The 21579-nt window shown below is 73.6% G+C and carries 22 protein-coding genes, 1 pseudogene and 1 riboswitch; of the genes and pseudogenes, 11 read left to right on the top strand and 12 right to left on the bottom strand.

Annotated features, from left to right (window positions below):
* Positions 1 to 129: 129 nt before the first annotated feature.
* Positions 130 to 259, bottom strand: a riboswitch (cobalamin riboswitch).
* A 57-nt stretch (positions 260 to 316) separates the two neighbouring features.
* On the bottom strand, positions 317 to 658 hold the full coding sequence (locus ABTW87_RS16750) for a hypothetical protein (protein WP_350651715.1): 342 nt from the start codon (positions 656 to 658) through the stop codon (positions 317 to 319).
* 97 nt (positions 659 to 755) lie between these two features.
* Here ABTW87_RS16750 and ABTW87_RS16745 point away from each other — a divergent pair, with 97 nt between their 5' ends.
* Positions 756 to 1412, top strand: a complete 657-nt coding sequence (locus ABTW87_RS16745) for a hypothetical protein (RefSeq protein WP_350651714.1) — start codon at positions 756 to 758, stop codon at positions 1410 to 1412.
* A 168-nt stretch (positions 1413 to 1580) separates the two neighbouring features.
* On the opposite strand, the gene ABTW87_RS16740 is transcribed toward ABTW87_RS16745, so the two are convergent.
* Positions 1581 to 2798: an MFS transporter gene (locus ABTW87_RS16740; RefSeq protein ID WP_350651713.1), complete on the bottom strand. Its 1218-nt coding sequence runs from the start codon at positions 2796 to 2798 to the stop codon at positions 1581 to 1583.
* A gap of 164 nt (positions 2799 to 2962) precedes the next feature.
* Here ABTW87_RS16740 and ABTW87_RS16735 point away from each other — a divergent pair, with 164 nt between their 5' ends.
* From ABTW87_RS16735 to ABTW87_RS16725, 3 genes are all read left to right on the top strand, one after another.
* A complete protein-coding gene (locus ABTW87_RS16735) occupies positions 2963 to 3949 on the top strand; it encodes a LacI family DNA-binding transcriptional regulator (RefSeq protein ID WP_350651712.1) in 987 nt (328 codons plus the stop codon).
* A 74-nt stretch (positions 3950 to 4023) separates the two neighbouring features.
* Positions 4024 to 4728: an alpha/beta hydrolase gene (locus tag ABTW87_RS16730; protein ID WP_350651711.1), complete on the top strand. Its 705-nt coding sequence runs from the start codon at positions 4024 to 4026 to the stop codon at positions 4726 to 4728.
* A gap of 46 nt (positions 4729 to 4774) precedes the next feature.
* Positions 4775 to 5923, top strand: coding sequence for an FAD-dependent oxidoreductase (locus ABTW87_RS16725; RefSeq protein ID WP_350651710.1), 1149 nt, complete (start codon positions 4775 to 4777; stop codon positions 5921 to 5923).
* A gap of 66 nt (positions 5924 to 5989) precedes the next feature.
* Here the strand turns inward: ABTW87_RS16725 and ABTW87_RS16720 are convergent, their stop codons facing one another.
* The 3 genes from ABTW87_RS16720 to ABTW87_RS16710 form a co-directional block, all read right to left on the bottom strand.
* Positions 5990 to 8761, bottom strand: a complete 2772-nt coding sequence (locus ABTW87_RS16720) for a M36 family metallopeptidase (protein WP_350651709.1) — start codon at positions 8759 to 8761, stop codon at positions 5990 to 5992.
* A gap of 213 nt (positions 8762 to 8974) precedes the next feature.
* The gene (locus tag ABTW87_RS16715; protein ID WP_350651708.1) at positions 8975 to 9451 is read right to left on the bottom strand and encodes an NUDIX hydrolase; all 477 of its coding nucleotides are present in this window, start codon (positions 9449 to 9451) and stop codon (positions 8975 to 8977) included.
* Positions 9452 to 9461: 10 nt separating this feature from the next.
* Positions 9462 to 10436: an adenosine deaminase family protein gene (locus ABTW87_RS16710; RefSeq protein ID WP_350651707.1), complete on the bottom strand. Its 975-nt coding sequence runs from the start codon at positions 10434 to 10436 to the stop codon at positions 9462 to 9464.
* Between the two features lie 85 nt (positions 10437 to 10521).
* On the opposite strand from ABTW87_RS16710, the gene ABTW87_RS16705 reads away from it, so the two are divergent.
* Both ABTW87_RS16705 and ABTW87_RS16700 read left to right on the top strand, forming a co-directional pair.
* Positions 10522 to 11130 carry a glycine zipper family protein gene (locus ABTW87_RS16705; RefSeq protein ID WP_350651706.1) on the top strand — a complete coding sequence of 203 codons (609 nt, stop codon included), beginning with the start codon at positions 10522 to 10524 and terminating at the stop codon, positions 11128 to 11130.
* Between the two features lie 30 nt (positions 11131 to 11160).
* The gene (locus ABTW87_RS16700; protein ID WP_350651705.1) at positions 11161 to 11901 is read left to right on the top strand and encodes an HD domain-containing protein; all 741 of its coding nucleotides are present in this window, start codon (positions 11161 to 11163) and stop codon (positions 11899 to 11901) included.
* A gap of 2 nt (positions 11902 to 11903) precedes the next feature.
* Here the strand turns inward: ABTW87_RS16700 and ABTW87_RS16695 are convergent, their stop codons facing one another.
* A complete protein-coding gene (locus ABTW87_RS16695) occupies positions 11904 to 12143 on the bottom strand; it encodes a winged helix-turn-helix domain-containing protein (protein ID WP_350651704.1) in 240 nt (79 codons plus the stop codon).
* 297 nt (positions 12144 to 12440) lie between these two features.
* On the opposite strand from ABTW87_RS16695, the gene ABTW87_RS16690 reads away from it, so the two are divergent.
* The 4 genes from ABTW87_RS16690 to ABTW87_RS16675 all read left to right on the top strand — a co-directional run bounded on the left by ABTW87_RS16690 (position 12441) and on the right by ABTW87_RS16675 (position 13913).
* A complete protein-coding gene (locus tag ABTW87_RS16690) occupies positions 12441 to 12719 on the top strand; it encodes a DivIVA domain-containing protein (protein WP_350651703.1) in 279 nt (92 codons plus the stop codon).
* On the top strand, positions 12716 to 13213 hold the full coding sequence (locus tag ABTW87_RS16685) for a hypothetical protein (protein ID WP_350651702.1): 498 nt from the start codon (positions 12716 to 12718) through the stop codon (positions 13211 to 13213). The genes ABTW87_RS16690 and ABTW87_RS16685 overlap by 4 nt, the downstream gene beginning before the upstream one ends.
* Before the next feature lie 74 nt (positions 13214 to 13287).
* Positions 13288 to 13497 (top strand): type II toxin-antitoxin system VapB family antitoxin, encoded by a 210-nt coding sequence (locus tag ABTW87_RS16680; protein ID WP_168002763.1) that lies wholly within the window; start codon positions 13288 to 13290, stop codon positions 13495 to 13497.
* The gene (locus tag ABTW87_RS16675) at positions 13494 to 13913 is read left to right on the top strand and encodes a PIN domain nuclease (RefSeq protein WP_350651701.1); all 420 of its coding nucleotides are present in this window, start codon (positions 13494 to 13496) and stop codon (positions 13911 to 13913) included. The genes ABTW87_RS16680 and ABTW87_RS16675 overlap by 4 nt, the downstream gene beginning before the upstream one ends.
* A gap of 41 nt (positions 13914 to 13954) precedes the next feature.
* Here the strand turns inward: ABTW87_RS16675 and ABTW87_RS16670 are convergent, their stop codons facing one another.
* The 3 genes from ABTW87_RS16670 to ABTW87_RS16660 all read right to left on the bottom strand — a co-directional run bounded on the left by ABTW87_RS16670 (position 13955) and on the right by ABTW87_RS16660 (position 16379).
* Entirely contained in the window at positions 13955 to 14092 is a 138-nt protein-coding gene (locus ABTW87_RS16670) for a hypothetical protein (RefSeq protein ID WP_350651700.1), read from the bottom strand.
* Positions 14093 to 14208: 116 nt separating this feature from the next.
* Positions 14209 to 15753 (bottom strand): plasmid pRiA4b ORF-3 family protein, encoded by a 1545-nt coding sequence (locus ABTW87_RS16665; RefSeq protein WP_350651699.1) that lies wholly within the window; start codon positions 15751 to 15753, stop codon positions 14209 to 14211.
* 56 nt (positions 15754 to 15809) lie between these two features.
* A complete protein-coding gene (locus ABTW87_RS16660; protein WP_350651698.1) occupies positions 15810 to 16379 on the bottom strand; it encodes a carboxymuconolactone decarboxylase family protein in 570 nt (189 codons plus the stop codon).
* Positions 16380 to 16588: 209 nt separating this feature from the next.
* Between ABTW87_RS16660 and ABTW87_RS16655 the strand changes: the two are divergent.
* Positions 16589 to 17560 (top strand): annotated as a pseudogene (locus ABTW87_RS16655) (hypothetical protein); the annotation flags it as partial.
* 200 nt (positions 17561 to 17760) lie between these two features.
* Here the strand turns inward: ABTW87_RS16655 and ABTW87_RS16650 are convergent.
* From ABTW87_RS16650 to ABTW87_RS16640, 3 genes are all read right to left on the bottom strand, one after another.
* Positions 17761 to 18714, bottom strand: coding sequence for a DUF559 domain-containing protein (locus ABTW87_RS16650; RefSeq protein WP_350651697.1), 954 nt, complete (start codon positions 18712 to 18714; stop codon positions 17761 to 17763).
* Positions 18715 to 18994: 280 nt separating this feature from the next.
* Positions 18995 to 20614, bottom strand: a complete 1620-nt coding sequence (locus ABTW87_RS16645; RefSeq protein WP_350651696.1) for an ABC transporter permease — start codon at positions 20612 to 20614, stop codon at positions 18995 to 18997.
* Positions 20611 to 21534 carry an ABC transporter ATP-binding protein gene (locus ABTW87_RS16640; RefSeq protein WP_350651695.1) on the bottom strand — a complete coding sequence of 308 codons (924 nt, stop codon included), beginning with the start codon at positions 21532 to 21534 and terminating at the stop codon, positions 20611 to 20613. The genes ABTW87_RS16645 and ABTW87_RS16640 overlap by 4 nt, the downstream gene beginning before the upstream one ends.
* Positions 21535 to 21579: the final 45 nt, after the last annotated feature.

The following is a 21579-nucleotide window of genomic DNA, read 5'->3' as shown; positions in this document are numbered from 1 at the left end:
GGCGCGGCGGCGGAGCCGGAACACGCGGCGGCGACCGGAACGGGAACGACGATCATCGTCGATGGCAGGGACGCTGCGCGTCATCGGGTCCTCCTCGGGTGTCCACGCCCTGGGGTGCACCGACGGCCGAAGTATCCTGGCTCCCGGATCGACGCTCACCCCCGGTCTTCCAACCGCGCACGCGCGGCCGTGACTCGCGAGGGGGGATCGCTCCCCGGTGACAGTGGCGGGACCGCGCCGGATTCGCACCGGCTTCCTTCACTGCCGTCCGGCCGCGAACTCTGCCACACCGCCGGCGGCCCGGTCAACGCGGCGCTTAGCGGGCGCGGCGTTCCGGGTGGGCCCGGTTCCAGGCGCGCATCCGTTCCGGGTAGCCGGTCTTCGCCGCTTCGTACAGCGGCAGGGCCAGGCGGTGCGCGAGCGCCGCCGCGACCCGCGGCGAGCCGGTGCGGCGGCGGATCCATTCACCGTCGTGGGCGATCGCCACCACTGTCGTGTCGGTCGCGGTGGTCTCCGGCTCCAGGTAGAACTCGACCCCGGTGTGGCTGGCCACGAACGCCTCCAGGGCCGCCAGGTCCTCGCGGGTGGCCTCCCGGTCGAGCTTCGTCGGGACCCCGTCGGATCCCCGGGTACGCGACCGCCGGCTGAACCAGCCCATGCCGATCTCCTCTCCTCGGCCCGACCTCCAGTTCACCACCTGTTCCTGGCAGTCTCCTGTACGTCGCCTGGTGATCCGATGACGTTAGGGTGCCCGCGTGGACGACACGACGATCGGCGCGGTACGGGACAACGCCGCCTGGTGCGACCTGGTGTGCCGTACGCACGGGCTGGCCGGGGTCGCCGACGACGACGCCTGGTCGGTTCCGCACCGGTCGCCGACCTGGTACCCGGACGCGGTGACCCTCCGCCCCGGCGTGGCGGCGGCCACCCTGCTCGGCCGGATCGAGACCGGTCCGGGCGCGTCGGTCAAGGACAGCTTCGCCGACCTCGATCTCGCGCCGTACGGTTTCCGGGTCCTGTTCGGCGCGCGGTGGATCCACCGTCGCGCCGGCGCCACGCCCCTGCCCGGGGTGCCCCTCACCCCGGTGAGCACGCCGGCGGCACTCGCCGGATGGGCCGAGGCACACGGCGGGGGCGAGTTGTTCCGCCCGGCCCTGCTCGCCGATCCCCGGGTGACGGTCCTGGCCCGCCTCGACGGGACCGGGGTGGCCGGCGGGGCGATCCTGCACCGGGGCGGGCCGCTGGTCGGAGTCTCCAACGTCTTCGCCCGCACCGTCGGGCCGGCGGAGATCTGGGCCGCGCTGCCAGCCACCGACGCGCTCGTCGGCTACGAGTCCGGCGACGACCTGGTGGCGGCGGAGCGCGTCGGTTTCCGCACCGCCGGGGCCCTGCGGGTCTGGCTCCACGACTGACCTGATGCCCCGCGGCCCCCCGGCTGCTCCGACGGGCCGCCGAGAACCATTCGCTGACGAGCGATATGACGGAGAGGCATATTCATGCCGGACAGGAATACTGCTCGACGGCGAACCGCCCACCACGCGTGACACGCCGCGTCCCCGACACGCCGCGTCACTCGCGTCTCAGCGGGCCGGCGGGCGGGTGACCGGGACCAGGGCGAGCGTCGGCAGCAGCAGGATCGGCACCACGAGCAGCGCCTGCAGCGTGCCGACCCGGTCGCCGAGCAGGCCCAGCAGCGGCGGGCCGGCGAGGAAGGCGGTGTACCCGATCACGGCGACCACGCTGACCCGGGCCGGAGCCCGGTCCTCCTCGTCCGCCGCGGCGCTCATCCCCACCGGGAAGCCGAGCGACGCCCCGAGTCCCCACAGCGCCACGCCGACGACCGCCACCGGCCCGGAACCGGCAAGCACCGCCAGGCCCGCGCCGAGCACCGCGAGCAGGATCGTGCCGGAGAGCACCGGCACCCGGCCCCACCGGTCCAGGGCGACGGTGCCGACCGTCCGGCCGAGCGTCATGCCCACCACGAACACCCCGAAGACGGCGGCCGCGGCGGCCTCGCTGAGGTCGTACCCGTCGACGAACGCGACCGCGACCCAGTCGTTGGCGGCGCCTTCGGTGAAGGCCGCGACCAGCACGAACAGGCCGATGAGCAGGGTCCGTGGCTCGCGCCAGGCGGCGAGCAGCGCCCGGCGGCGGGTCGCCGGCGACGTCCCCTCGGCGGCCGGCGTCGTCTCGGCCACCGGCAGGAACGCCCGGACGCCGAGCACCGTGCCGGCCAGCACCGCCGCCGCGATCACCGACAGGTGGACGGCCACCGGCAGGCCGACTCGCGCCGCCCCGGCGCCGAGGCCGGCCCCGGCGACGGAGCCGAGGCTCCACGCGGCGTGGAACCGCGGCATGATCGTGCGGCCGAGCCGCCGCTCCACCGCGGCACCCTCGATGTTCATCGCGACGTCGCAGGTGCCGGACCCGTAGCCGAAGGCGAACAGGCCCAGGGCCACGCCGGGCAGCCAACCGGCCGCGCTCGCCGAGACTCCGGCGACCGCCAGGCCGGCGGCGACCAGCGCGGTCGCCACCACGACCGTCCGGGCGGTGCCGAGCCGCTGGGCGACCAGGCCGGAGGTGGGCATCGCGAGGATCGCGCCCGCCGACATGGCCAGCAGCAGCAGCCCGAGCCGGCCGGCGGTGAGGTCGAGCGCCTCGCGCACCGCCGGGACCCGGGAGAACCACGAGCCGACGGCGAGGCCGTTGAGAGCGAACACCGCCACGACGCCGTTGCGGGCGGCCAGCACCGACCGGGGTACGACGGGTGGGGCGGCCGGGGCGGTGACGCTGCTCACGGGCGGGGTTCCTCTCCTCACGCGATGTTGCCTGCTGCACGATCGCACATCTGAGAACGCTCCCACCACAAGCCGGATCGCCCCTTACCCGGCGGGCGCCCGACGGGCGATGATGCTCACACGACGCGGGCCGCCTCACCGGCCGCGAGGACGGGGGAACCACCATGCGCAAGCCGATCCGGCCACCGACCCTGGAGGACGTCGCCCGGGCGTCCGGCGTGTCCCGAGCCACCGCCTCCCGGGTGCTCGGCGGCACCGGGTACGCCTCTCCCGGCGCCCGGGACCGGGTTACCGCCGCCGCCGACCGGCTCGGCTACGTCCCGGACCCGGCGGCCCGCGCCCTGGTCCGGGGCACCGGCGTGCGGCTGGCCACGGTCGTCTGCGGCACCTCGCCACGGGTGCTCGACGACCCGTACGTCGACCGGTTCGTCGGTGCCGCCGCCCGGGTCTGCGCCCCGCACGGCGTGGGCGTCACCCTGCACTGGCTTCCGACGCGGGAACCGGGCCGGCTGCGCGAGCTCACCGAGGACCGGGGCGTGAGCGGGCTGATCCTGCTCAACACGACCGCACCGGTGCTGGCCGCCGTGCCCGGGGCGATGCGCGGCCGGGTCGCCTCGATCGGCGTCGGCTCGCCGCTGGTGTCCTCGTTCGACGTCGACAACGGCGGTGGCACGGCGGCCCTGGTCCGGCACCTGTACGCCACCGGCCGCCGCCGCATCGCCATGGTCAGCGGGCCCCGCTGGCTGCCCTGCGCCGGCCGCTCCGTGCACGCGTACCGGCAGGTGATGCACGAGGCCGGGCTGCCTTCCCGACTGGTCCGGGGAGACTTCACCGCGCACCGGGGCCGGGTCGCGGCGCGGGAGATCCTGGACCGGTGGCCCGACACCGACGCGATCGTCGGCGTCAGCGACGCCACGGCGCTCGGCGTGATCGACCGGCTGCACCGCGACGGCGCCCAGGTGCCCGGAGACGTGGCCGTCACCGGCTTCGACGACATCCCGCTGGCCGCGATGACCACCCCCGCCCTCACCACCGCCACCCACCCGGTCGCCGAGATCGCCGCCGCCGCGGCGACCGCCGTGCTCACCGGCGGCGCGGTCCGCCCGCCGACGGTCTTCCCGTCCCGACCGGTCCGCCGCACGAGCGGCTGACCCGGGCGGGATTGGCGGCCGCGCCGGCGGGTAAGCGCCGGCCGTACGCTGCGCCGACCGAAGGACGTGAGCCCGTGGCCGAACCCGCGCCGCCGCACCGGGCGCCGGAGGAGAACCCCCGGCACGGCCGGCTCACCGCGCGGCCCGGGCCGCCCTCGGTCCGCGGCGGGACCGGGCTGGTCCCGGCGCCCGACGCCCACGGTGGCCCGCCGGCCCTGGTGTACGCGCCCGAGCCCGCCGACGGAACGCCGTACCGTCTGGTCCTGTTGCTGCACGGGGCCGGCGGCTCGGCCCGGCAGGGTCTCGACCTGCTGCTCCCGCACGCCGACACGCACCGCCTGCTGCTCGTCGCCCCGCAGGCCGCCGCCTCCAGCTGGGACGTGATCGTCGAGGGCTTCGGCGTCGACGTACGCCGCATCGACACGCTGCTGGCCTCGGTCTTCGCGGGTCACCCGGTCGACGGGGTGGCGTTCGCGGGCTTCTCCGACGGCGCCTCGTACGCCCTCTCGCTGGGCCTGACCAACGGCGACCTGGTCGACGCGGTGGTGGCCTTCTCCCCCGGCTTCGCCGCGCCGCTGGTCACCCACGGCCGGCCCCGGGTGTGGGTGTCGCACGGCGCCGCCGACCCGGTGCTGCCGGTCGACGCCTGCAGCCGGCGGCTGGTGCCCCGGCTGCGGTCGCTGGACTACGACGTGACCTACCGCGAGTTCCCCGACGGGCACGAGGTCCCCGCCGGCCTGCGCGCCGAGGCGGTCGCCTGGCTCACCGGCGGGGTGTGAACCCCCGCAGGCACCGGCTCGGTGCAGCCGTGCCAGGCTGACCGGCATGGCGGACCGGCACGCGATCGTGGTGGGTGGCGGCATCGGCGGGCTCGCGGCGGCGGTCGCCCTGCACCGGCGTGGGTGGCGGGTCACGGTGCTGGAACGCGCCCCCGAGCTGGGCGAGGTGGGCGCGGGGCTCACCCTGATGGCGAACGCGCTGCGCGCGCTGGACGCGCTCGGCGTCGGTGCGGCGGTCCGGTCCCGGGGCACCCCGGACACGCCGGGCGGGCTCCGCACGTCGACCGGTCGCTGGCTGTCCCGGGTGGAGGCCGCCGACATGACCCGGCTGCTCGGCACCACCGCGCTCGGCATCCACCGGGCCGATCTGCACCGGATCCTGTGCGAAGCGCTGCCGCCCGACGCCCTGCGTACCGGGTCGGAGGTGACCGGCGTCGACCCGGACACCGGCGAGGTGAGCGTGCCCGGCTCGACCGACCTCCGGGCCGACCTGGTGGTGGGCGCCGACGGGCTGCGCAGCGTCCTGCGGTCGCAGCTCTGGCCGGCGACGCCACTCCCGTCGTACGCGGGCAGCACCGCCTGGCGCGCGGTGACCGCGATGCCCGGGCCGGCGCCGACCGCGATCAGCTGGGGGCGCGGCGCCGAGTTCGGCATGGTGCCGATCGGCGGGGACCGGCTCTACTGGTTCGCCGCGGTCAGCGCTCCGCCCGGCACGGCGGCCCCGGACGAGCTGGGGGCGGTGCGGGAACGGTTCGGCAACTGGCACGACCCGATCCCGGCGCTGCTCGCGGCGACCCCGCCGGAGGCGGTGATCCGCACCGACCTGTACCACCTCGCCACACCACTGCCGTCGTACGTGCACGGTCGGGTGGCGCTGCTCGGCGACGCCGCGCACGCGATGACCCCCAACCTGGGGCAGGGCGCCGGTCAGGCCGTGGAGGACGCGGTGGTGCTCGGCGCGGCCTGCGCGGGCGCCACCGACGACGACGTGCCGGCCGCGCTGGCCACGTACGACCGGCAGCGCCGGCCCCGCAGCCAGGAGATCGCCCGCGCCTCGTACCGGATGGGGCGGTTCGGCCAGCAGCTGCGCCAGCCGGTGGCGATCGCCGCGCGCAACGCGCTGCTGCGCCTGACCCCGGCCCGGGCGTCGCTGCGCGGCATGGCCCGGTACGCCGACTGGCGGCCACCCGCCTGACGCGCTTCGCAGGACGGGGGAACGGCCGGTGCGGCCGCTCCCCCGTCGCTCACGCGGGACCGGATGTCAGCCGGTGAACGTGAAGTAGGCGCGGTACTGGAATCCGTCGTCGAGGGTCAGCACGAACTCGCGGCAGGTGCCGGCCCAGGCGGGGTCGGTCTTCCACGGGTACAGGTACTGACCGTTGGCGTTGCCGGACAGCTTCGCGTTGCCGGGCGTCGCCGCCGCGACCGGAACCGGCCGGGGCGTGATCGACCCGTCCGGGTTCACCGTGGCGAGCGTGTCGCAGTCGACCAGCCGCGAGTACGGCGAGTTGCTGGCGAGGATGTCCAGGCCCCGGTAGCCGGCCAGCTTGAACCTCATCGGCACCGCGTCGCCGGCGTCGACGGTGTTCAGGGCCGGCTGCGCCGCCCGGCCGGTGAAGTCACCGCGGCACGACGGGTGCGTGTCGAACGCCTCGGTGTTGTCGTCGCGGTTCGTGGTGCCCTGCACCGCGCTGTAACCGAGACCGCGCCGGGCGAACGACGCCCACAGCGTGCAGGCGTTCTCCCCGCCGGTCAGCGCCGCGTCGGCGGCGATGATGGCGTTGCGGCCGGTCACGAAGCCCGGACCGCAGCCCTGCATCTTCAACCCGTCGATCACGAGCTGCATCGAGAGGTTGTTGCCGCCGGTGTTCCAGGCGTCGTAGACGTTCGGGTTCAACCCGTGCCGGTCGACGAGGTCCCAGGTCATGTCCCACAGCACCGCCGCCCAGCCGTGCCCGATGCCGTGCGGCGCCGCCAGCGACGTGCCGTTCAGCCAGCCGCCGGTCCTGATGCTGTCGTAGGTGAACGGTTGGACCTCCATGTTGCGCGAGTACGGCCGCGGCCGCAGCCCGGCACCGCTCCGGTTCTCCTGGAACAGCACGTACGGCACCAGCCCGCGCTGACCGTCGGCCGTGTCGAGCTCCGGGTTGAGCAGGGTGGTGACGGCGAAGTAGTCGCTCCAGCCCTCGCCCATCCGCTCGTCGCCGGTCAGGCAGTTGATCGTCGGGCCGCCGGTGAGCCGGTTGGAGATGCCGTGCCCGTACTCGTGGATGATGATCCCGGCGTCGAGGTCGCCGTCGCGGATGCCCGGGTGGTCCGGGTGCTTGCGCGCGGTGCCGGTGACGTCGCCCGCGGCGATCGCGGCCTTGATGGCGGCCCCGTCGGCCTGGGTAACGGCGACGGCCGGAATGGTGACCGGCGCCGTCGTCATGGAACCGGCAAGCACCGGCGCGACCCCGGCCGCGTTGTGCGCGACCACGACCGCCGCGGCGCCGAGGGACTCGGCGACCTGGGTGCGCTGCAGGTAGCTGCATGCCGCCGTGCCGCCGTCGACCACCGCGATCCAGTCGCCGCCGGGCGTGCCGGCATACGCGTCGGCCGCACAGCCGGTGCCGCCGTGGACGAACCGGCCGGACCGGCCGGCCGCCGACAGCGCCGGGCTGAACCGCGACCAGGACGCGTCGAAGGACCCGACGCCGTCGACGACGACCTGGTTCTGAGCGCCGAACTGGTTACCGGGCCACAGGTACATCTGCATCCGGGGGGTACCGGTACCGTCCAACGCCGGCGTCGAGAAGTTCGCGTTGTTGGTGCCGTTGCCGTCGGCGGCCTCGGCCCGCACGTGGTCGCCCGCCGCGCCGCCGCGACCGTAGTTGTCGACCTGGAAGTTGCCCGACGCCTCGTCGAAGCCGTAGAGGTAGGAGACGTCGTGGATGATGTTGTTCCAGTAGAAGAGGTTCGCCGTCGCCGCGGCCCGGTAGTTCTGCGGGTTCTCCGCGAGGTCGAGCGGGAAGTCGAAGGTCAGGCCGGGTCCGCCGTCGGGGCTGCTGCCGAAGTCCGCGGTGTTGTCGACGTCCTGGTCCTGGTACGCGTGGACGTTGTTGCCCTGCGTCGTGGTGTGCTCGGCGCCCGGGGCGCCGTCGGTGTCGTGCCAGCCGTGCGGGGACGCGGTCGCGTCCGCCGGGTTGGTCACCAGGGTGCGCGGCCCGTCGTTCGGGCTCTCCGTCGGGTAGCCGTAGACCCGGTAGCTCGATCCGTCCGGCACCGGGTTGCGGGTGCCCAGGCCGCCGGCGGAGGTCGCCAACGTCCGGCCCTTGACCTGGCTGAGCGTGCCGTTCAGTTGGTCGACGTGCTCGTGGGTGGTCCAGTCGTCGGCGGCGAGCAGCTCACCGGTCTGGGCGTCCACGGTGGCGTTCCACAGGTGCGCGTCGGAGGAGTCGTCGATCACCAGCTGCCACGCCAGCCGCAGTCCCTCGTCGGTCGGCTGCCAGCCCAGCTTCGCCGGGATCGGCTGGTCGGAGATTCCGCTGCCGGACACCACGGTCCGTTTCGCCGCACCGCTGGCCCGGCTCATCACCCGCGGGCTGTTCGGCTCGGCGAGCTTGAGGCCTTCCGCGGCCGCCTCCACCGCCTGCACGGCGTTTAGCGACGCGGTCCCGGACACCTGCTCCGACAGGCCCGCCACCAGGGTGTCACCGACGAAGACGACACTGCCGTCCCGGGCGACGTTCACCGTCGCGGTGGCACCGAAAACCTCCAGGTCCTGGTACCGCTGCGCCAGGTTCACGTGCGTGACACCGTTGTGCCGGCTCGTGTACCGCGACGCCACCGTGAGGTCGCCGAGATCGGCCTTGCCCACGCCGTACCGCCCCGGGTTCGCCCGCAGGTAGTCGATGGCGATGGCGTCCGGCGTCCCCTCGTTCGGACCGGTCAGGAAGAGCGGATTCGACCGCGCCGCGCCCTCCTCCGGCGCGGCCGACGCCGACGACGTCGGAAGCGAGGTCAGCGCGACGACAAGAGTCGTGGACAACAACAGGGCCGCGCTTCGGCGGCCACGGGATGGACGGATAGTCGGGGGCACGGCTACTCCCTCCGGGAGGTTGGCGACGATGCCGCTCACGACCACCGGCGCGGTCCGGCGCGTGGTCCGCGCCGCCCAGCCATCGATCACGATAGGTAGTTGCGCCTGGCGATGTGAGTGGTCCCGACGCTACGGTTCGCCCCGGGCCAGGTCATCCGACGAATGTCAAAGATTTTGATCGATACGTCCTACACCTGTCGCGGAAGACTCCGGCGGCTGGCCGGCGCGGGCGGTCAGCTCGGCGTGCGTCGGCGAGTCGAGGAAGCGTGCCAGCATCTCGGCGGTGCCGGGCGTGTACGGGCGCCCGTCACGCAGCTCGTCGGCGGTCAGGAAGACGATCGCGGCGCCCTCGCCGACTGTCACGTCCTCCTGCCGCGCCCGGGTGGCGGCGCAGAAGTAGTGCTTGACCCGACCCTGCTCCGGCAGCTCCTGCCGGCCGAACAGCACAAGCGGCCCGGTCGGCGCGAGCCCGGTCTCCTCCCGCAGCTCGCGCAGGGCCGTCTCCTCCGGGCTCTCCCCCGGCTCGCCGTGGCCACCGGGCAGCCCCCACATGTGCGGGAAGTACGCCGCCTCACCGTCGCGCAGCTGCATCAGCAGCCGGCCCGACGGATCCACGAGCAGCACGCAGGAGATCGGAATCATGCCGGGCAGCCTAGCTAGCGGGCCCGACATCGATGCCGCCGAAAGCCGCGCGGCCGATGCGGACCAGCCGCGCGCGGTCGGTGTCCGTTCCGAGCATCCCGGCGAGCCCCGCCGCGTACGCCGAGGCCGCGTCCACGCCCAGCCCGGCCGCCACGGCGTACTCGTCGGAGAGCGTGATGTCGAACAGCGCCGGGTCGTCGGTGGACACCGAGCAGCGGACGCCGGCATGGTGCAGCAGCGTCAGCGGATGCGGGCGGCCCGGGTCGGCCACCCGCAGTCGCAGATTGGACGTCGGGCAGACGTCCAGCACGATCCCGCGCTCGACCAGCTCGGTCACCAGGTCGGGGTCGTCGACCGCGCGCACGCCGTGCCGGATCCGGGCCGCGCCCATCGCCAGCACCTCGCGTACCGCCTCCGGCCCGGCCGCCTCCCCCGCGTGCGGGACGAACGGCAGCCCACCGTCGCGGGCAAGCGCGACCGCCCGGGCGTACGGCAGGGTGGGGTGCCGCCCCTCCGCGCCGGACAGGCCGAACCCCACCACACCCCGCCCGGCGAAGCGGACGGCGATCCGGGCGGCCTCCTCGGCGTACCCGACGTCCTGTCCCCGGAAGACCTGCGGGGTCAACCCGACCGACACCCCGTACCGCTCCCGCGCCTCGGCAGCGGCGTCCACGCAGGCGGCCAGCACGTCCGCCCATCCGTCGAGCCCGAGCCGGGGCTCGGCGTCCACGATCGGCTCGATGTGCACCGCGCCGTGCCCCGCGGCCTCCTCGGCGTACGCGAGCAGGGCGATCCGGTAGTCCGTAGGCGTCCGCAGGCATCCGGTGGTCGCGTTCCAGGTGACGATGAAGTCGTGCAGGTCGGCGAAGCGGCCGGGGCTCGGCGCGGGCGGCGCCATCCCGTTGCCGACCGCGATGTCGGCGAGCAGGGCCGGGCGGACCGTGCCCTCCAGGTGGACGTGCAACTCGATCTTCGGTTTCGGCACCGCACCAGTGTGGCCGAAAGCCGACGGCACCTCGCGGACGGCGGTGCCACCATGGATCGAAAGGTGCAGCGGGGAGGAGCGCGCCATGGTCGCCGGGATCGTCAGCGCGGTCGTCAACACGGTCGCCGGGGCCACGCTGGGCGGCCTCCTCGCCGGTCCGGTCGGCCTACTCGCCGGCGCGATGGCCGGCCTCGTGCCCGGCGCCGTGTTCGCTGGGGCGGTCGCCACGGCCGGCGTCTACCCGCGCGGCCGGCGCGGATTCCTGCTGTTCCTGGTCGACCACACCTGGAGCCTGCCGAACACCGTCCTCGGCGCCGTCTACCTGGCCCTGCACCTGGCCGCCGGGCACACCCTCGACCGGCCCGGCTCGCGGCACGCCTGCCGGGTCAACGTGGTCGAGCCGGTCTGGGCCCGCTACGCCACCACCCTCGGCACGGTCTGCGCCGGCTCCGGCCCGCGGGTACAGCGGCACGAGGACACCCACATCCTCCAGGCGCGGCTGCTCGGCCCGCTCTACCTGCCGCTGGTCGCCGCCAACTACGCGCTGTTCACCGTCGCGCCGGTGTGGTGGCTGTGGCACGACCACGCGGGCGCCCCGATCAACCGGTTCCGGCGGTACTTCGAGGTCGGCGTGTACCCGCACGTCTGGCACGAGGCGCACGCGTACCGGGTGCAGGGCCGCCCGCCGCGTTGACCCGTGGCACGAATCGGGTAGAAGTGGGTCATGGAGTTTCCCGCGCACCTCGCGACCATGCCGCTGCACGCGATCACCGAGATCCACGGCGAGCCGGGCCTGACCGCCCGCTTCCGGCTGGAGATCGCGGGCTTCGACGAGGCGGCGCGGGCCCGGCTCACCGACGCGCTGGACCTGGCCGCCCACCTGCACCGCGACGACCGACGCGTCCGCGAGCCGTACCTCAACCACCTGCTGCGGGTCGCCATCCGCATGCTGCACCACTACCAGGTGCGCGACGTCGACGTCATCGTCGCCGGCCTGCTGCACGACGCGGTCGAGGACCACCCCGCCGAGCTGGCCGCCGCGGGCCTTGCCGCCGCTGTCGAGCCCGGCGCCGACGTCCGCTCGGCCGCGCTGGCCACGCTCGCCGAACGGTTCGGCCCGCGCGTCGCGCGCCTCGTCGCCGCCGTCACCAACCCGGTGTACGACGATTCGCGCGACCGCCACGAGCAGTACCGCGAGCACGTCGCCGCCAGCCTCGACCGGGAACCGTGGGCGCGGGTCATCAAGATCTCCGACTTCACCGACAACGGGGTGGGCGTGGTCTACTCGGTCGGGCCGAAGGTGCCGACGTGGGCGGCGAAGTACCGGCCGCTGGTGCCGGTGCTTCGGGAACTGGTGACCCGGCCGGACACGCCACTGTCGGCGGCGGTGAAGCAGCACATCCTCGGTCAGCTCGACCTGGCCGAGGAGCGCTTCAGCGCGATCCTGGACCCGCAGCCGATCTGAGCCTAAGGCTCCCGCATCCAGGTCTTCGGATCGGTGACGAAAACACCCTTGCCCTGCAAGCGGCGGATGACCCGCAGGGCTTCAAGTCGGACGTAAGCCAGCTGCACAGTCCCGTAGCTGACGCGGTAGGCCGCGCGTGTGTCGGCGATCGACGGGAGCCGGTCGCCTGGCTTGAGCTTCCCCGCTCTGACGTCGGCGATGACGTCGTCAGCGATGCGTAGATATTCGGCTGATTCGGGCATGTCACTCCTCGCGTGGCATCCCGAATTCGATCACAACCGTGACACCTAAACAATGGCCTTTACTTCCCTGTGTTCCCTAGTTATGTTTCTTCCGAGCCGCTCCTCGCGTGGCAACGAGTCCGGCTCATCCCCCTGGTCGGGGCGGGTGCGCGTGCCCGTCCCGACCCTCCGGACTGCTCCGCTGTCGTACCGCTGATTCGAGCTGCGGCGGCGGAGCGGGCGGGCCGTGCGCGGCCGGCGTGCGGACGGCCCGCCCTTCCACCCCACCAGTTCCCGGCTGCACCGGAAAGGACCGACGTGGCTCAGGTGTACCGAGGTGGCCAGCTCTACGGGACCGGCCACCCGGCCCGGCTGACCCCGCACGAGGTGCGGACCCGCGATTTCACGCCGCGCCGACGCGGCGTCGACCCCGATGAGGTACGCCAGTTCCAGGCGCTTGTCGCCGACGAACTGGCCGACCTGCACGGGCAGGTCCGCAGACTGACCGAGGAGAACGAGCGGCTCAAGCGGGCGCTGCGCGACTGGCAGACCATGCACGCCCGCGAGTGCCGGCCGCCGAACTCCGGCCACTGGTGACCGCGCGCCCCTCTCCCGGCGACCTGCTGACCGTCGACGGCCGCGCCTCGGTGCAGTTCGCCGGGGACCGCGCGCTGACCTTCCGGGTCGTGTCGGTGTCCGACCAGCCGACGTACCACGGGTGGATCTGGCTGACCGGGTACGTCCTCGACCGGCGCGGCGAGGCGACCGCCAAGCGCGAGATCTACGTCCAACTCTCCGGCCTCCGCCGCACGCCGCAGCAGGCGCCAGCGCGCCAGGTCACCCGGCGCGGTGGAACTGATGTGCCGCGCGCAGTGCCGGCACGACCGTCCCGTGCAGATACGGCGCTGGAAGTCCGCCTCCGAGTGGAACACCATCCGCCCGGCCCGCAGTTCGTCCAGCACGGTGTTCATCGGCACCGCTCCAGCGATTCGCACGCGCACTTCTCCCGTGCAGCGTCGGTCCCCCGAGAGGATCGAATCGCCATGGTGACCGACCTGAAGCCGTCGACGGAAGCCATCAATCAGTCATGAATACGTGCCCGTGATATCACGGTGGGCGATTCTTGATATCATCGACGCCGACTGCCAGCAGAGGAGCCCGTACCATGTCACGAACGATCCTGGACGTTGACGACGACCTGCTCGCGGAAGCGGCGAAGATCCTCGGCACCACCACCAAGAAGGCGACAGTCAACGCCGCTCTTGAGGCCGTGGTCAACCGGGAGAAGCGACGTGAGTTTGCCGACTGGCTGAAGACTGGCGGACTTCCGGATCTGACCGGCGGAGCCGGTGCGGCCAAGCCGGATGCGGCGTGAGTCGCGAGCTGTACCTCCTCGACAAGTCGGCGCTCGCCCGCTGGCCCAAGCCCGCAGTAGCTCCCGTGCTTGACGAGCTGTCCGACCGAGGGCTGCTGGCGGTGTGCGGAGCGGTGGAGATCGAGGTGATCCACAGTGCTCGCACGGCCAAGGACGCGCAGCGCGCGCGTTGGTTGCTCGGCGGCTTCCAGCGGCTCGCCATGCCTGACGAGATCTGGGATCGGGCAATCGATGTCCAGGTCCAGGCGATCCACAAGGGTAACCACCGAGCCTTGTCCATGGCGGACCTGCTGATCGCCGCAACCGCCGAGCGCCACGGCGCCACGGTGCTGCATTACGACGGCGACTTTGACATGATCACGGCAATCACCGGTCAGCCGACAACCTGGGTGGTGCCGGCCGGCTCGGCGGACTGAGACGAGGAGTCAACCCGCGATCGTTGACTGCCGAAACGGCGTCAGGAAGCCGCCACCGCGCTGCGGTGAGCGTTGGCGACCCAGGCGTCGGGGAGAGCGATCCACTCGTTGTCGCCGACCCGCGCCACGACACCCTTCAGCTTGGGCGGCAGCGCCGGGTCCTCCCTCGGGCAGAGCACCACACGTCGCCCTTCCCACCACGTGCCGCGTCGGTCATGGGTGACCTCGTCCACCTGCTCGCCTGCATGCAGGAGACCCTGAGGTCACGACGCCGGTCACCGGCGAACCGGCGGCCCTAGCGTCGCTGCTGCAGCGCCGCGGTCACCGCCTTCGCGTCGAAACGGGCCGGGTCGAAGTCGCTCGGCTTGTCCAGGCCGAGCCAGTCCAGCCGGTCCTGGTGCTCCGGATGGGTGGGGTCGCCGAGAATCTCCACCAGTTCGGCGTACCCCCACACGCCGCCGCAGTCCTCCGGCGGCGCGGCCCGCCGCCCGCCGACACAGCGCGGGTACGCCACTGCGCCGTCCCGGTCGAGGACCTTCTCCACCAGGATGTCGTGCTCCCAGTTGTCCCCGAAGTCGTACGTGTACCGCACCTTGTCGCCCGCCCCGGGAGCGACCTGTTCCAGGGTGACCCGGGAACCGGCGCGGTGGCCCAGGTCCGCATCGGGGTGGCCGAAGCTGCCGTACGGCGTCTCGAAGACGTGCAGATGGCTGTCCTGCCAGCCGAAGGCGACCTGGATCATCTCGTGCAACCGGGCGAGGGTGACGTCGGCGGGCACCTCGAGTCGCCGCCAGATCGGCGGGCGGGCTCCGCGCAGGCCAACCTTGATCTGATAGATCGGTGCCGGGCCGGCGGCCTTCTTGCGCTTCGGTGGCAGGCTGGCGGGACGACGCTGGACCGGTACGAGACCACCGCGCGGGCTCGGCTCGATGCGGTCGAGCAGCGCGAATATCGACGCGACATCGCGTTCCGCGTCGTGCAGGGGTCCACGCTTGCGGGGCCGGGGCTCGGGGAGCGACCGAATCCAGCTGCGCAGCAACAGCGCCAGCGCTTGGAAGCCCGGCCCGTCCTCATCGAGGAGTTCTTCCAGCACTTCCGGGTTGTCGTCGTCGTGTTCGGCGCGGACGTCCAGCGCGTCCTCGACAGCCCGGCGGAAGTCCCCCGGACGAAGCTTCTTCTCCGTGACGTCGGCACCCTCGGCACGCATGTCGGCCAGGAGCCCCTCGCGCGCCTCGTCCCACTGATCGGGATCGAACAGCAGGATGTGCGCGGCGGCGCCGCAGTCCTCGCTGTCCACGGTGACGAAGACCGCGTGCGATCGGCCGGCCCGCTGGAACCTGCCGGCCAGCAGGCACGTCTCGCCCCAGGGATTCACGAGACGGCGGCAATCGTGAACGGTGACCGGAGCGTCCAGGTCGGCGAGCCAGGGCGGCGCGTTGACGTCGGCATCGGCGAGCCGGCGGGCCGCTTCCGCCGCCGCCTGAGCGACCGCGCCGTCGGCGACCGAGGCGATCGCCGCCAGCACCGCCCGCGCCTCCGGGGTGGCCTTCGCCTCGAACGCCGGCACGAACAGGTCGACCATCGCGGCGTCGAAGCCATCGCCCATCGCCGCCCCGGTCGCCAGCAGCATCGAGGCGACGATCTCGACCTCGGTCGGATCGTGCATGGACTCGAGGTCGACCGCCTGCGGGAGAAGGTCCTCGATCTGCCCCGGCAGCGGCGCCGCCGCGCAGTGAGGGCAGTCGCACTCCACCGGCGCGCGTACCACGGCGAGTGGCGCACCAGCGCGTACCGATCGGTTCTTTCCCTTGCGTCGACGGCCTCGGCTGACTGGACTCACCGGCCCAGTCTGCCGCACACCGCGGGTCTGACCGCAACCGGCGACACGCCGGACTGCTAGCCGCCGAAGCTCAGCGCCTGCCGCAGGTCCACGTCGAGGCTCTCCCCGTACTGAGGATCGGGCTCGGCCCCGCCGGCGCTCAGGACGGTGCTGAAGAAGCATCTGGCGGCCGCCGCGAGTATCACGTGGAAGATCTCCGTGTCGTCGAGACCGTGATTGCGCAGCCCGAGGACGTCGGCCTCGGTGACCGAGTTGGGGTCGGCCGCGACCTTGCCCGCGAAGTCGACGACCGCGACCTCTTGCGCGGAGAGACCCGCGCTGCCGTGATCCCTCGCGATGGCCGCGACGGTCGGGGCGTCGAAGAACCTGTCCCGCAGCACCTTCCCGTGAGCGAGCCCGCAGTAGGAGGACTTCAGGGCCCGGGCTGCGGCGAGGGTCGCCAGCTCGTAGCGGCGCAGCTCCATCCCGGTTTTCACCGCACCGTTGAGCTGCTGCCACGCCAGGTAAGCCGCCGGGCTGTGCGCGAACAACCGGGTGTAGTTGGGCAGGTAGCCCATCGCCTCGGTATCCGTGCCGAACATCCGGTCCGTGTCCGGCGACTGCTCAGCCGCCCGCAGATGACTCATCCGACGCCTCCGTCCGGTCGACCGCTGACAATACGCCGCCGCGGCGCACCGGTGCTGTCCGGAAAACCGGCGCGCCGTACGGATGCCCGGTGATCGGCCACCGGATTGTTAACGTCAGCGGCATCGCCGATGCCGGGCTTCCCCTCGCCCCGGCACGGCCCCGGCCCGGACACGTCGGGGCAGGGACGATGCACGGACACGGAGGGGACATGGCCGATGGCGAGCCGGAGGAGGTGAACCGGCCCGACCGGCAGCCCCGCGCCGCCCGGGCTCACCGAGCGTGGTCCGGCACCATCCGGAGACTCCGGTGCCTCAAGGCGCGGCTGGTCGCGGTGCCCGGACGGGCGAGCGCTCGGTCGGCCGCCGTGTCCCGGCGTGCGAGGGCTCGGCTGGCTTCAGCATTCCGACGCCTGCGCCGGTGGTCCCAGACGAAGGTGCGGCGACACGGCCCTCGGCTGGTCGCGGTGTCCCGTCGAGTGTGGCGGTGGCTGCTCTCCGTCGCCCGCAAGGTGGACGCGGCGGCGAAGGAAGGCCCCGCGCCGCCCCCGCCGGAGGAGCCGATCGAGCGGCGTGAGCTGGCCGGCCCGATCACCGTCTTCGCGCGAGGGCACGTGTTCACCTTCGCGGTCCAGGCCGCGTTCACCTGGCGCGTTCAGGGCCTGCGGCCGGACCAGTTGGCCTGGTACGCCCACTACTTCGCGCCGCGGGCGATCCAGCGGCTGACCCGGATCGCCGCGGGTTTGGCCCGCACCGTCCCGCCCCACCGGGCCGACGACCTGGAGGAGCGGCTGCAACGGCTGCTCAACGAACAGGAGCCGTGGTCCTTCGAGCGCGGCGGGCACACGGTCACCTGCCGGCCCGAGGCGTGGGTACGCCTCGACGAGCGGGTCCGCCAGACCCTCCAGCCGTACTGGGAACGCATGATCGCGCTGGACTGCCGGCACGAGGAGATGCTGCGCCGCGCCCGGTACGCCGAGCAGCTCAACCAACGCTGGTCGGCGATCCTCGACGAGATGGCCGGCGCGGACGTGCCCGAGGCGCTGCGCGAGGAGTTGGCCCGGCTCCGCGAGCAGACCGTGTCCGAGCAGCGGGCCGCCGCGCAGTGGACCGGCGAGCTGCTGCGCCGACGCCGTCACAAGGCGGACCTGTTCGAACCGTCCACCGACCCCGACGCCACCCCGCGACCCCCGTCCCAGCCCGACGCCACCCCGCGACCCCCGTCCCAGCCCGACGACCGAGCCGACGGGCCGACCCAGGTTCCGCGGCCCCCGAGCCAGACCACCGGCCGGGCCGACCGGGCCACCCCCACCCCGCCGACGAGCGCGGCACAGCCGGACGACCTGGCCCCGCCGCCGAGTCCGACGGGTGGCTGAGTCGCCGGTCAGCGGCGGCTGTTCAGGATGGCGAGGGTCTCGCGGCGTACCTCGTCGGGTTCGTGGACCAGACGGCGGTGGGAGAAGCGGACGGTCAGGATGCCGGCCGTGGCGAGCAGTGCGTCGCGCCGCAGGTCGACCTCGCGCTGCCGGCGATCGCCGTGCGTGGTGGCCCCGTCGAGTTCGACGTCGACCCGCTCGCGTTCGGCGTACAGGTCGAGGTACATCGTGCGCCCACCGACCCGCATCCGCGCCTGCCGCCGGAACTCCGGCATGCCGGGTCCGGTGAAGACATTGTCGTGCCCCCAGATCTCCAGCGGACTGCGACAACCGTCGGCGAGACGACCGATCAGAATCCGCAGGCCGGTACGACCGGGCATTCGCGGCCGGGATGCGAGCACGGCACGCAGTCGCTCGGGCGTGGTGAGCCACTCGTTCACCGCCCGGATCACCGGCCCGTGGCGCTCGTCCGGCGGCAGCAGCGGCCACGACTCCACAAGCGTCGCCTCCACCCGGGTCACCTGCAAGCCGCGCCGGGTGACGGCGTAGGGACGCGAGGCGGCCGACGACTCCGCCAGGAAGCTCCGGCGGTGGTGGACGACGAGATGCCGACGGCTGCGCAGCCCTGACGTCATCGGCACGTCGAGGTGCACCGGCTCGTCGTCCGGTTGCCGGCGCAGGCCCCACACGTCCAGACCGGTCAAGCCACTGAGCGCACCGTGTCCCCGGGCCCAGACCAGTGCCGCCCGGCCGGCCAGCGGGCGCGGGACCCGGGCGAGCGCCGGAAGCGACGCGGAGGGCGTGAGCAGGGCGGCGTCGGCGAAGACCTCGGGCAGCAGGCGGACCAGGTGACCCGCACGAAGCGCGTCGTCGAGCACCCAGCGCGGCACCACGCCCAGGGCCTCCCGCCGCACCACCAGCCCGTCACCTCGCCGTACCAGCGCCTTCAGTTCCGAGTTCACGCGGCGACGGTGCCCGAGCGCCGACCGCCGCCGCAGCCCCACGGTCCCTCGCCTGTGGACAGACCGCCGACTGTGGACAACGCCCCACGCCGACTCGCCCTGTGATATGGCCTTTGATGATCGGATGATGCTGAGCTGGGCTCAGGCCTGGTTCGGACCGGCTGACCATCATCCGTACGGCCCTCGCCGCCGGGCACACTCCATGACCGGCTGACCATCATCCGTAAGCGCCCCGCCCAGCGCCCGCTCCGCCCAGCGCCCGCTCCGCCCCGCGCAGCGCTCAGCTGGGGACGTCGCGGTGGCGGAAGCCGGCCAGGCCGGCGGCGAGCAGCACCGCACCGACCCCGGTCAGCACCACCAGGGGCAGCACCGTCACCTCGACCGCCGGCACTGACGGCACGTGCGTGTACGGGGACAGGTTGAGCGCCGCCTGCGGCAGGTCGAGCACCGCGCCGAGCTGCCCCAGCAGCAGGAACCCGATCAGCGCCGTCCAGGACAGCGCCACCGACCAGCGGGGCAGGAGCCCGAAGGCCGCGGTCACCACGCCCGCGACGACGAGCAGCGCCGGCAGCCGCAGCAGCGCCGCCCCGCCCAGTTCGAGAGCGCGCCCGACCGGGTCGCCGGCGGCCAGGCCGTAGCCGAGGCCGGTCGTGACCCCGGCGAGCAGCACCAGGGCGCCCGCGCCGAGTACGGCCCCCGCCACCTGCGTCCCCAACCACCGGTGCCGGCTGACCGAGGTCGCCAGCACGGCCTCCAGAACCCCGTCGGACTCGTCGCCGCGGCCGCGCAGCAGCGCCTGCACGACGTACGCGCCGATGGTCAGCGCGAACAGCCCGAGCATCGCGGCGAGGAACGCGTCGACGAGGTCGGTGCCACCGCCCATCGCGGCGATCGCCTCGGCCGCCGCCGGGTTCTCGGCGATCATGTTGTTGACCTCGTCGGCGGCGACGCCCATCGAGATACCGAGGACCGCCACGGCGACCGCCCAGCCGAGCAGCGAGCCCCGGTTCAGCCGCCAGAGCAGGCCGGTCGGGCTGAGCAGGCCGGTCGCGGCCCGGGCCGGCCCGCGGCGGGCGGCGAGCAGCCCGGCGCCGACGTCCCGCCGGTCGGCGAGCGCGAAGGCGGCGAGCACGCCGGCCGCGAGCAGCGCCACCGGCAGCGCCAGCACCCACCAGCGCTCGTCGCCGAAGGCGCGGATCTGGTTGCCCCAGCCGAGCGGGGACAGCCAGGACGGCCAGGCGCTCTCCACCCGCAGTCCGGCGCGCTCGCCGAGGACGTCACCGGCGGCGCGGAGCAGGAACGCCACGCCGACGGTGGCCGCCGCGAGCGCGTTGGCACCGCGCGAGGTGGTCGAGAGCTGGGCGGTGACCGCGGCGACGGCGGTGAACGCGACGCCGACCCCGGCGATGGCGCCGGCCGCGGCGAGCGACCCGGCCAGCGGCAGGCCGGTCGCGGCGAACGACAACCCGAGGAGTACGCCGGCGGCCAGGTTCGCGCCGACGACCACGATCAGCGCTGCGGTGAGCAGCGCGTGCCGGCCGACGACGGCGGCGCCGAGCAGCTCGGCCCGGCCGGTCTCCTCGTTCTGCCGGGTGTGCCGGACGACCGCGAACGTGCTGAGCAGCGCGGCGAGCAGGGCCAGGGTGATGTACGTCTCGGCGACCACCACGGCGCCCAGGTCGGCGCTGACGATCGGCCCGTTGAAGGCGCGGGCGACGACGCTGGTGGCGGCGGTCTCGGCGTACAGGATCCGGGACTGCTCGTCGGGGTAGACGCCGGCGACGCTGCCGGCGAGGGCGACGCCGAGCAGCGGTGTGCCGAGCACCCAGATGCCGAGCTTGACCCGGTCGCGGCGCAGGGCGAGCCGGGCCAGCCGGCCGGTCCCGGCGTACGCGCTCATCGACCCTGCTCCGCGGCGGTCGCGGCCAGGCGGCCGTTCGCAGCGCCGTCGTAGTGCCGCAGGAACAGTTCCTCCAGCGTGGGCGGGGCGCTTGTCAACGCCCGCACCTCGAAGCGGACCAGGTGGGCGAGCAGACCGTCGAGGTGCTCCGGCTCGACCTCGAGCTTGACCCGCCCGTCGACCGGACGGACCTCGTGCACGCCGGGCAGGTTCTCGACGCCGGTGAGCGGGCGCGCCGTCTCGACGGTGACCGTGGTGCGGGCAAGGTGCCGCAGCTCGGTGAGCGTGCCGGACTCGACGGTGCGGCCGGCCCGGATGATGCTGACCCGGTCGCAGAGGGCCTCGACCTCGGCGAGGACGTGGCTGGAGAGCAGTACGGTGGCGCCGTCGCCGGTGAGCCGCCGCACCTCCTCCTGGAACACCGCCTCCATCAGCGGGTCGAGGCCGGAGGTCGGCTCGTCCAGCACGTACAGCTCCACGTCGGAGGCGAAGGCGGCGACGATCGCCACCTTCTGCCGGTTGCCCTTGGAGTACGCGCGGCACTTCTTGGTGGGGTCGAGGTCGAACCGCTCGAGCAGCTCGTCGCGGCGGCGCCGGTCCAGCCCGCCGCGCAGCGACCCGAACAGGTCGATGGCCTCGCCGCCGGAGAGGTTGGGCCACAGGCTCACGTCGCCCGGCACGTACGCGAGCCGGCGGTGCAGCGCCACCGCGTCGCGCCAGGGGTCGGCGTCGAGCAGCCGGACCTCGCCGGCGTCGCGGCGCAGCAGCCCGAGCAGGACCCGGATGGTGGTGGACTTGCCGGAGCCGTTGGGCCCCAGGAAGCCGTGCACCTCCCCCGCCTCGACCCGCAGGTCGAGCCCGTCGAGCGCGCGGACCGTACCGAAGCTCTTGACCAGGCCGTCGATCTGGATGACGGGCATGGCACCTCCTGTGGCAGCCGGTTCGTCACGCCAAGGGTACTGACC

It is taken from the genome of Micromonospora sp. NPDC126480, assembly GCF_040302465.1.
In the GTDB taxonomy this organism is placed as follows: Bacteria; Actinomycetota; Actinomycetes; order Mycobacteriales; family Micromonosporaceae; genus Micromonospora.
This window is presented reverse-complemented; position numbering and strand designations above follow the sequence as displayed.

Bases quoted from the DNA above. Each gene is read 5' to 3' on its own strand.
- ABTW87_RS16705 (WP_350651706.1), top strand. From the start codon at position 10,522: ATGGTCGCCGGGATCGTCAGCGCGGTCGTCAACACGGTCGCCGGGGCC.
- ABTW87_RS16750 (WP_350651715.1), bottom strand. From the start codon at position 658: ATGGGCTGGTTCAGCCGGCGGTCGCGTACCCGGGGATCCGACGGGGTC.
- ABTW87_RS16735 (WP_350651712.1), top strand. From the start codon at position 2,963: ATGCGCAAGCCGATCCGGCCACCGACCCTGGAGGACGTCGCCCGGGCG.
- ABTW87_RS16640 (WP_350651695.1), bottom strand. From the start codon at position 21,534: ATGCCCGTCATCCAGATCGACGGCCTGGTCAAGAGCTTCGGTACGGTC.
- ABTW87_RS16660 (WP_350651698.1), bottom strand. From the start codon at position 16,379: ATGAGTCATCTGCGGGCGGCTGAGCAGTCGCCGGACACGGACCGGATG.
- ABTW87_RS16725 (WP_350651710.1), top strand. From the start codon at position 4,775: ATGGCGGACCGGCACGCGATCGTGGTGGGTGGCGGCATCGGCGGGCTC.
- ABTW87_RS16700 (WP_350651705.1), top strand. From the start codon at position 11,161: ATGGAGTTTCCCGCGCACCTCGCGACCATGCCGCTGCACGCGATCACC.
- ABTW87_RS16645 (WP_350651696.1), bottom strand. From the start codon at position 20,614: ATGAGCGCGTACGCCGGGACCGGCCGGCTGGCCCGGCTCGCCCTGCGC.
- ABTW87_RS16680 (WP_168002763.1), top strand. From the start codon at position 13,288: ATGTCACGAACGATCCTGGACGTTGACGACGACCTGCTCGCGGAAGCG.
- ABTW87_RS16715 (WP_350651708.1), bottom strand. From the start codon at position 9,451: ATGATTCCGATCTCCTGCGTGCTGCTCGTGGATCCGTCGGGCCGGCTG.
- ABTW87_RS16695 (WP_350651704.1), bottom strand. From the start codon at position 12,143: ATGCCCGAATCAGCCGAATATCTACGCATCGCTGACGACGTCATCGCC.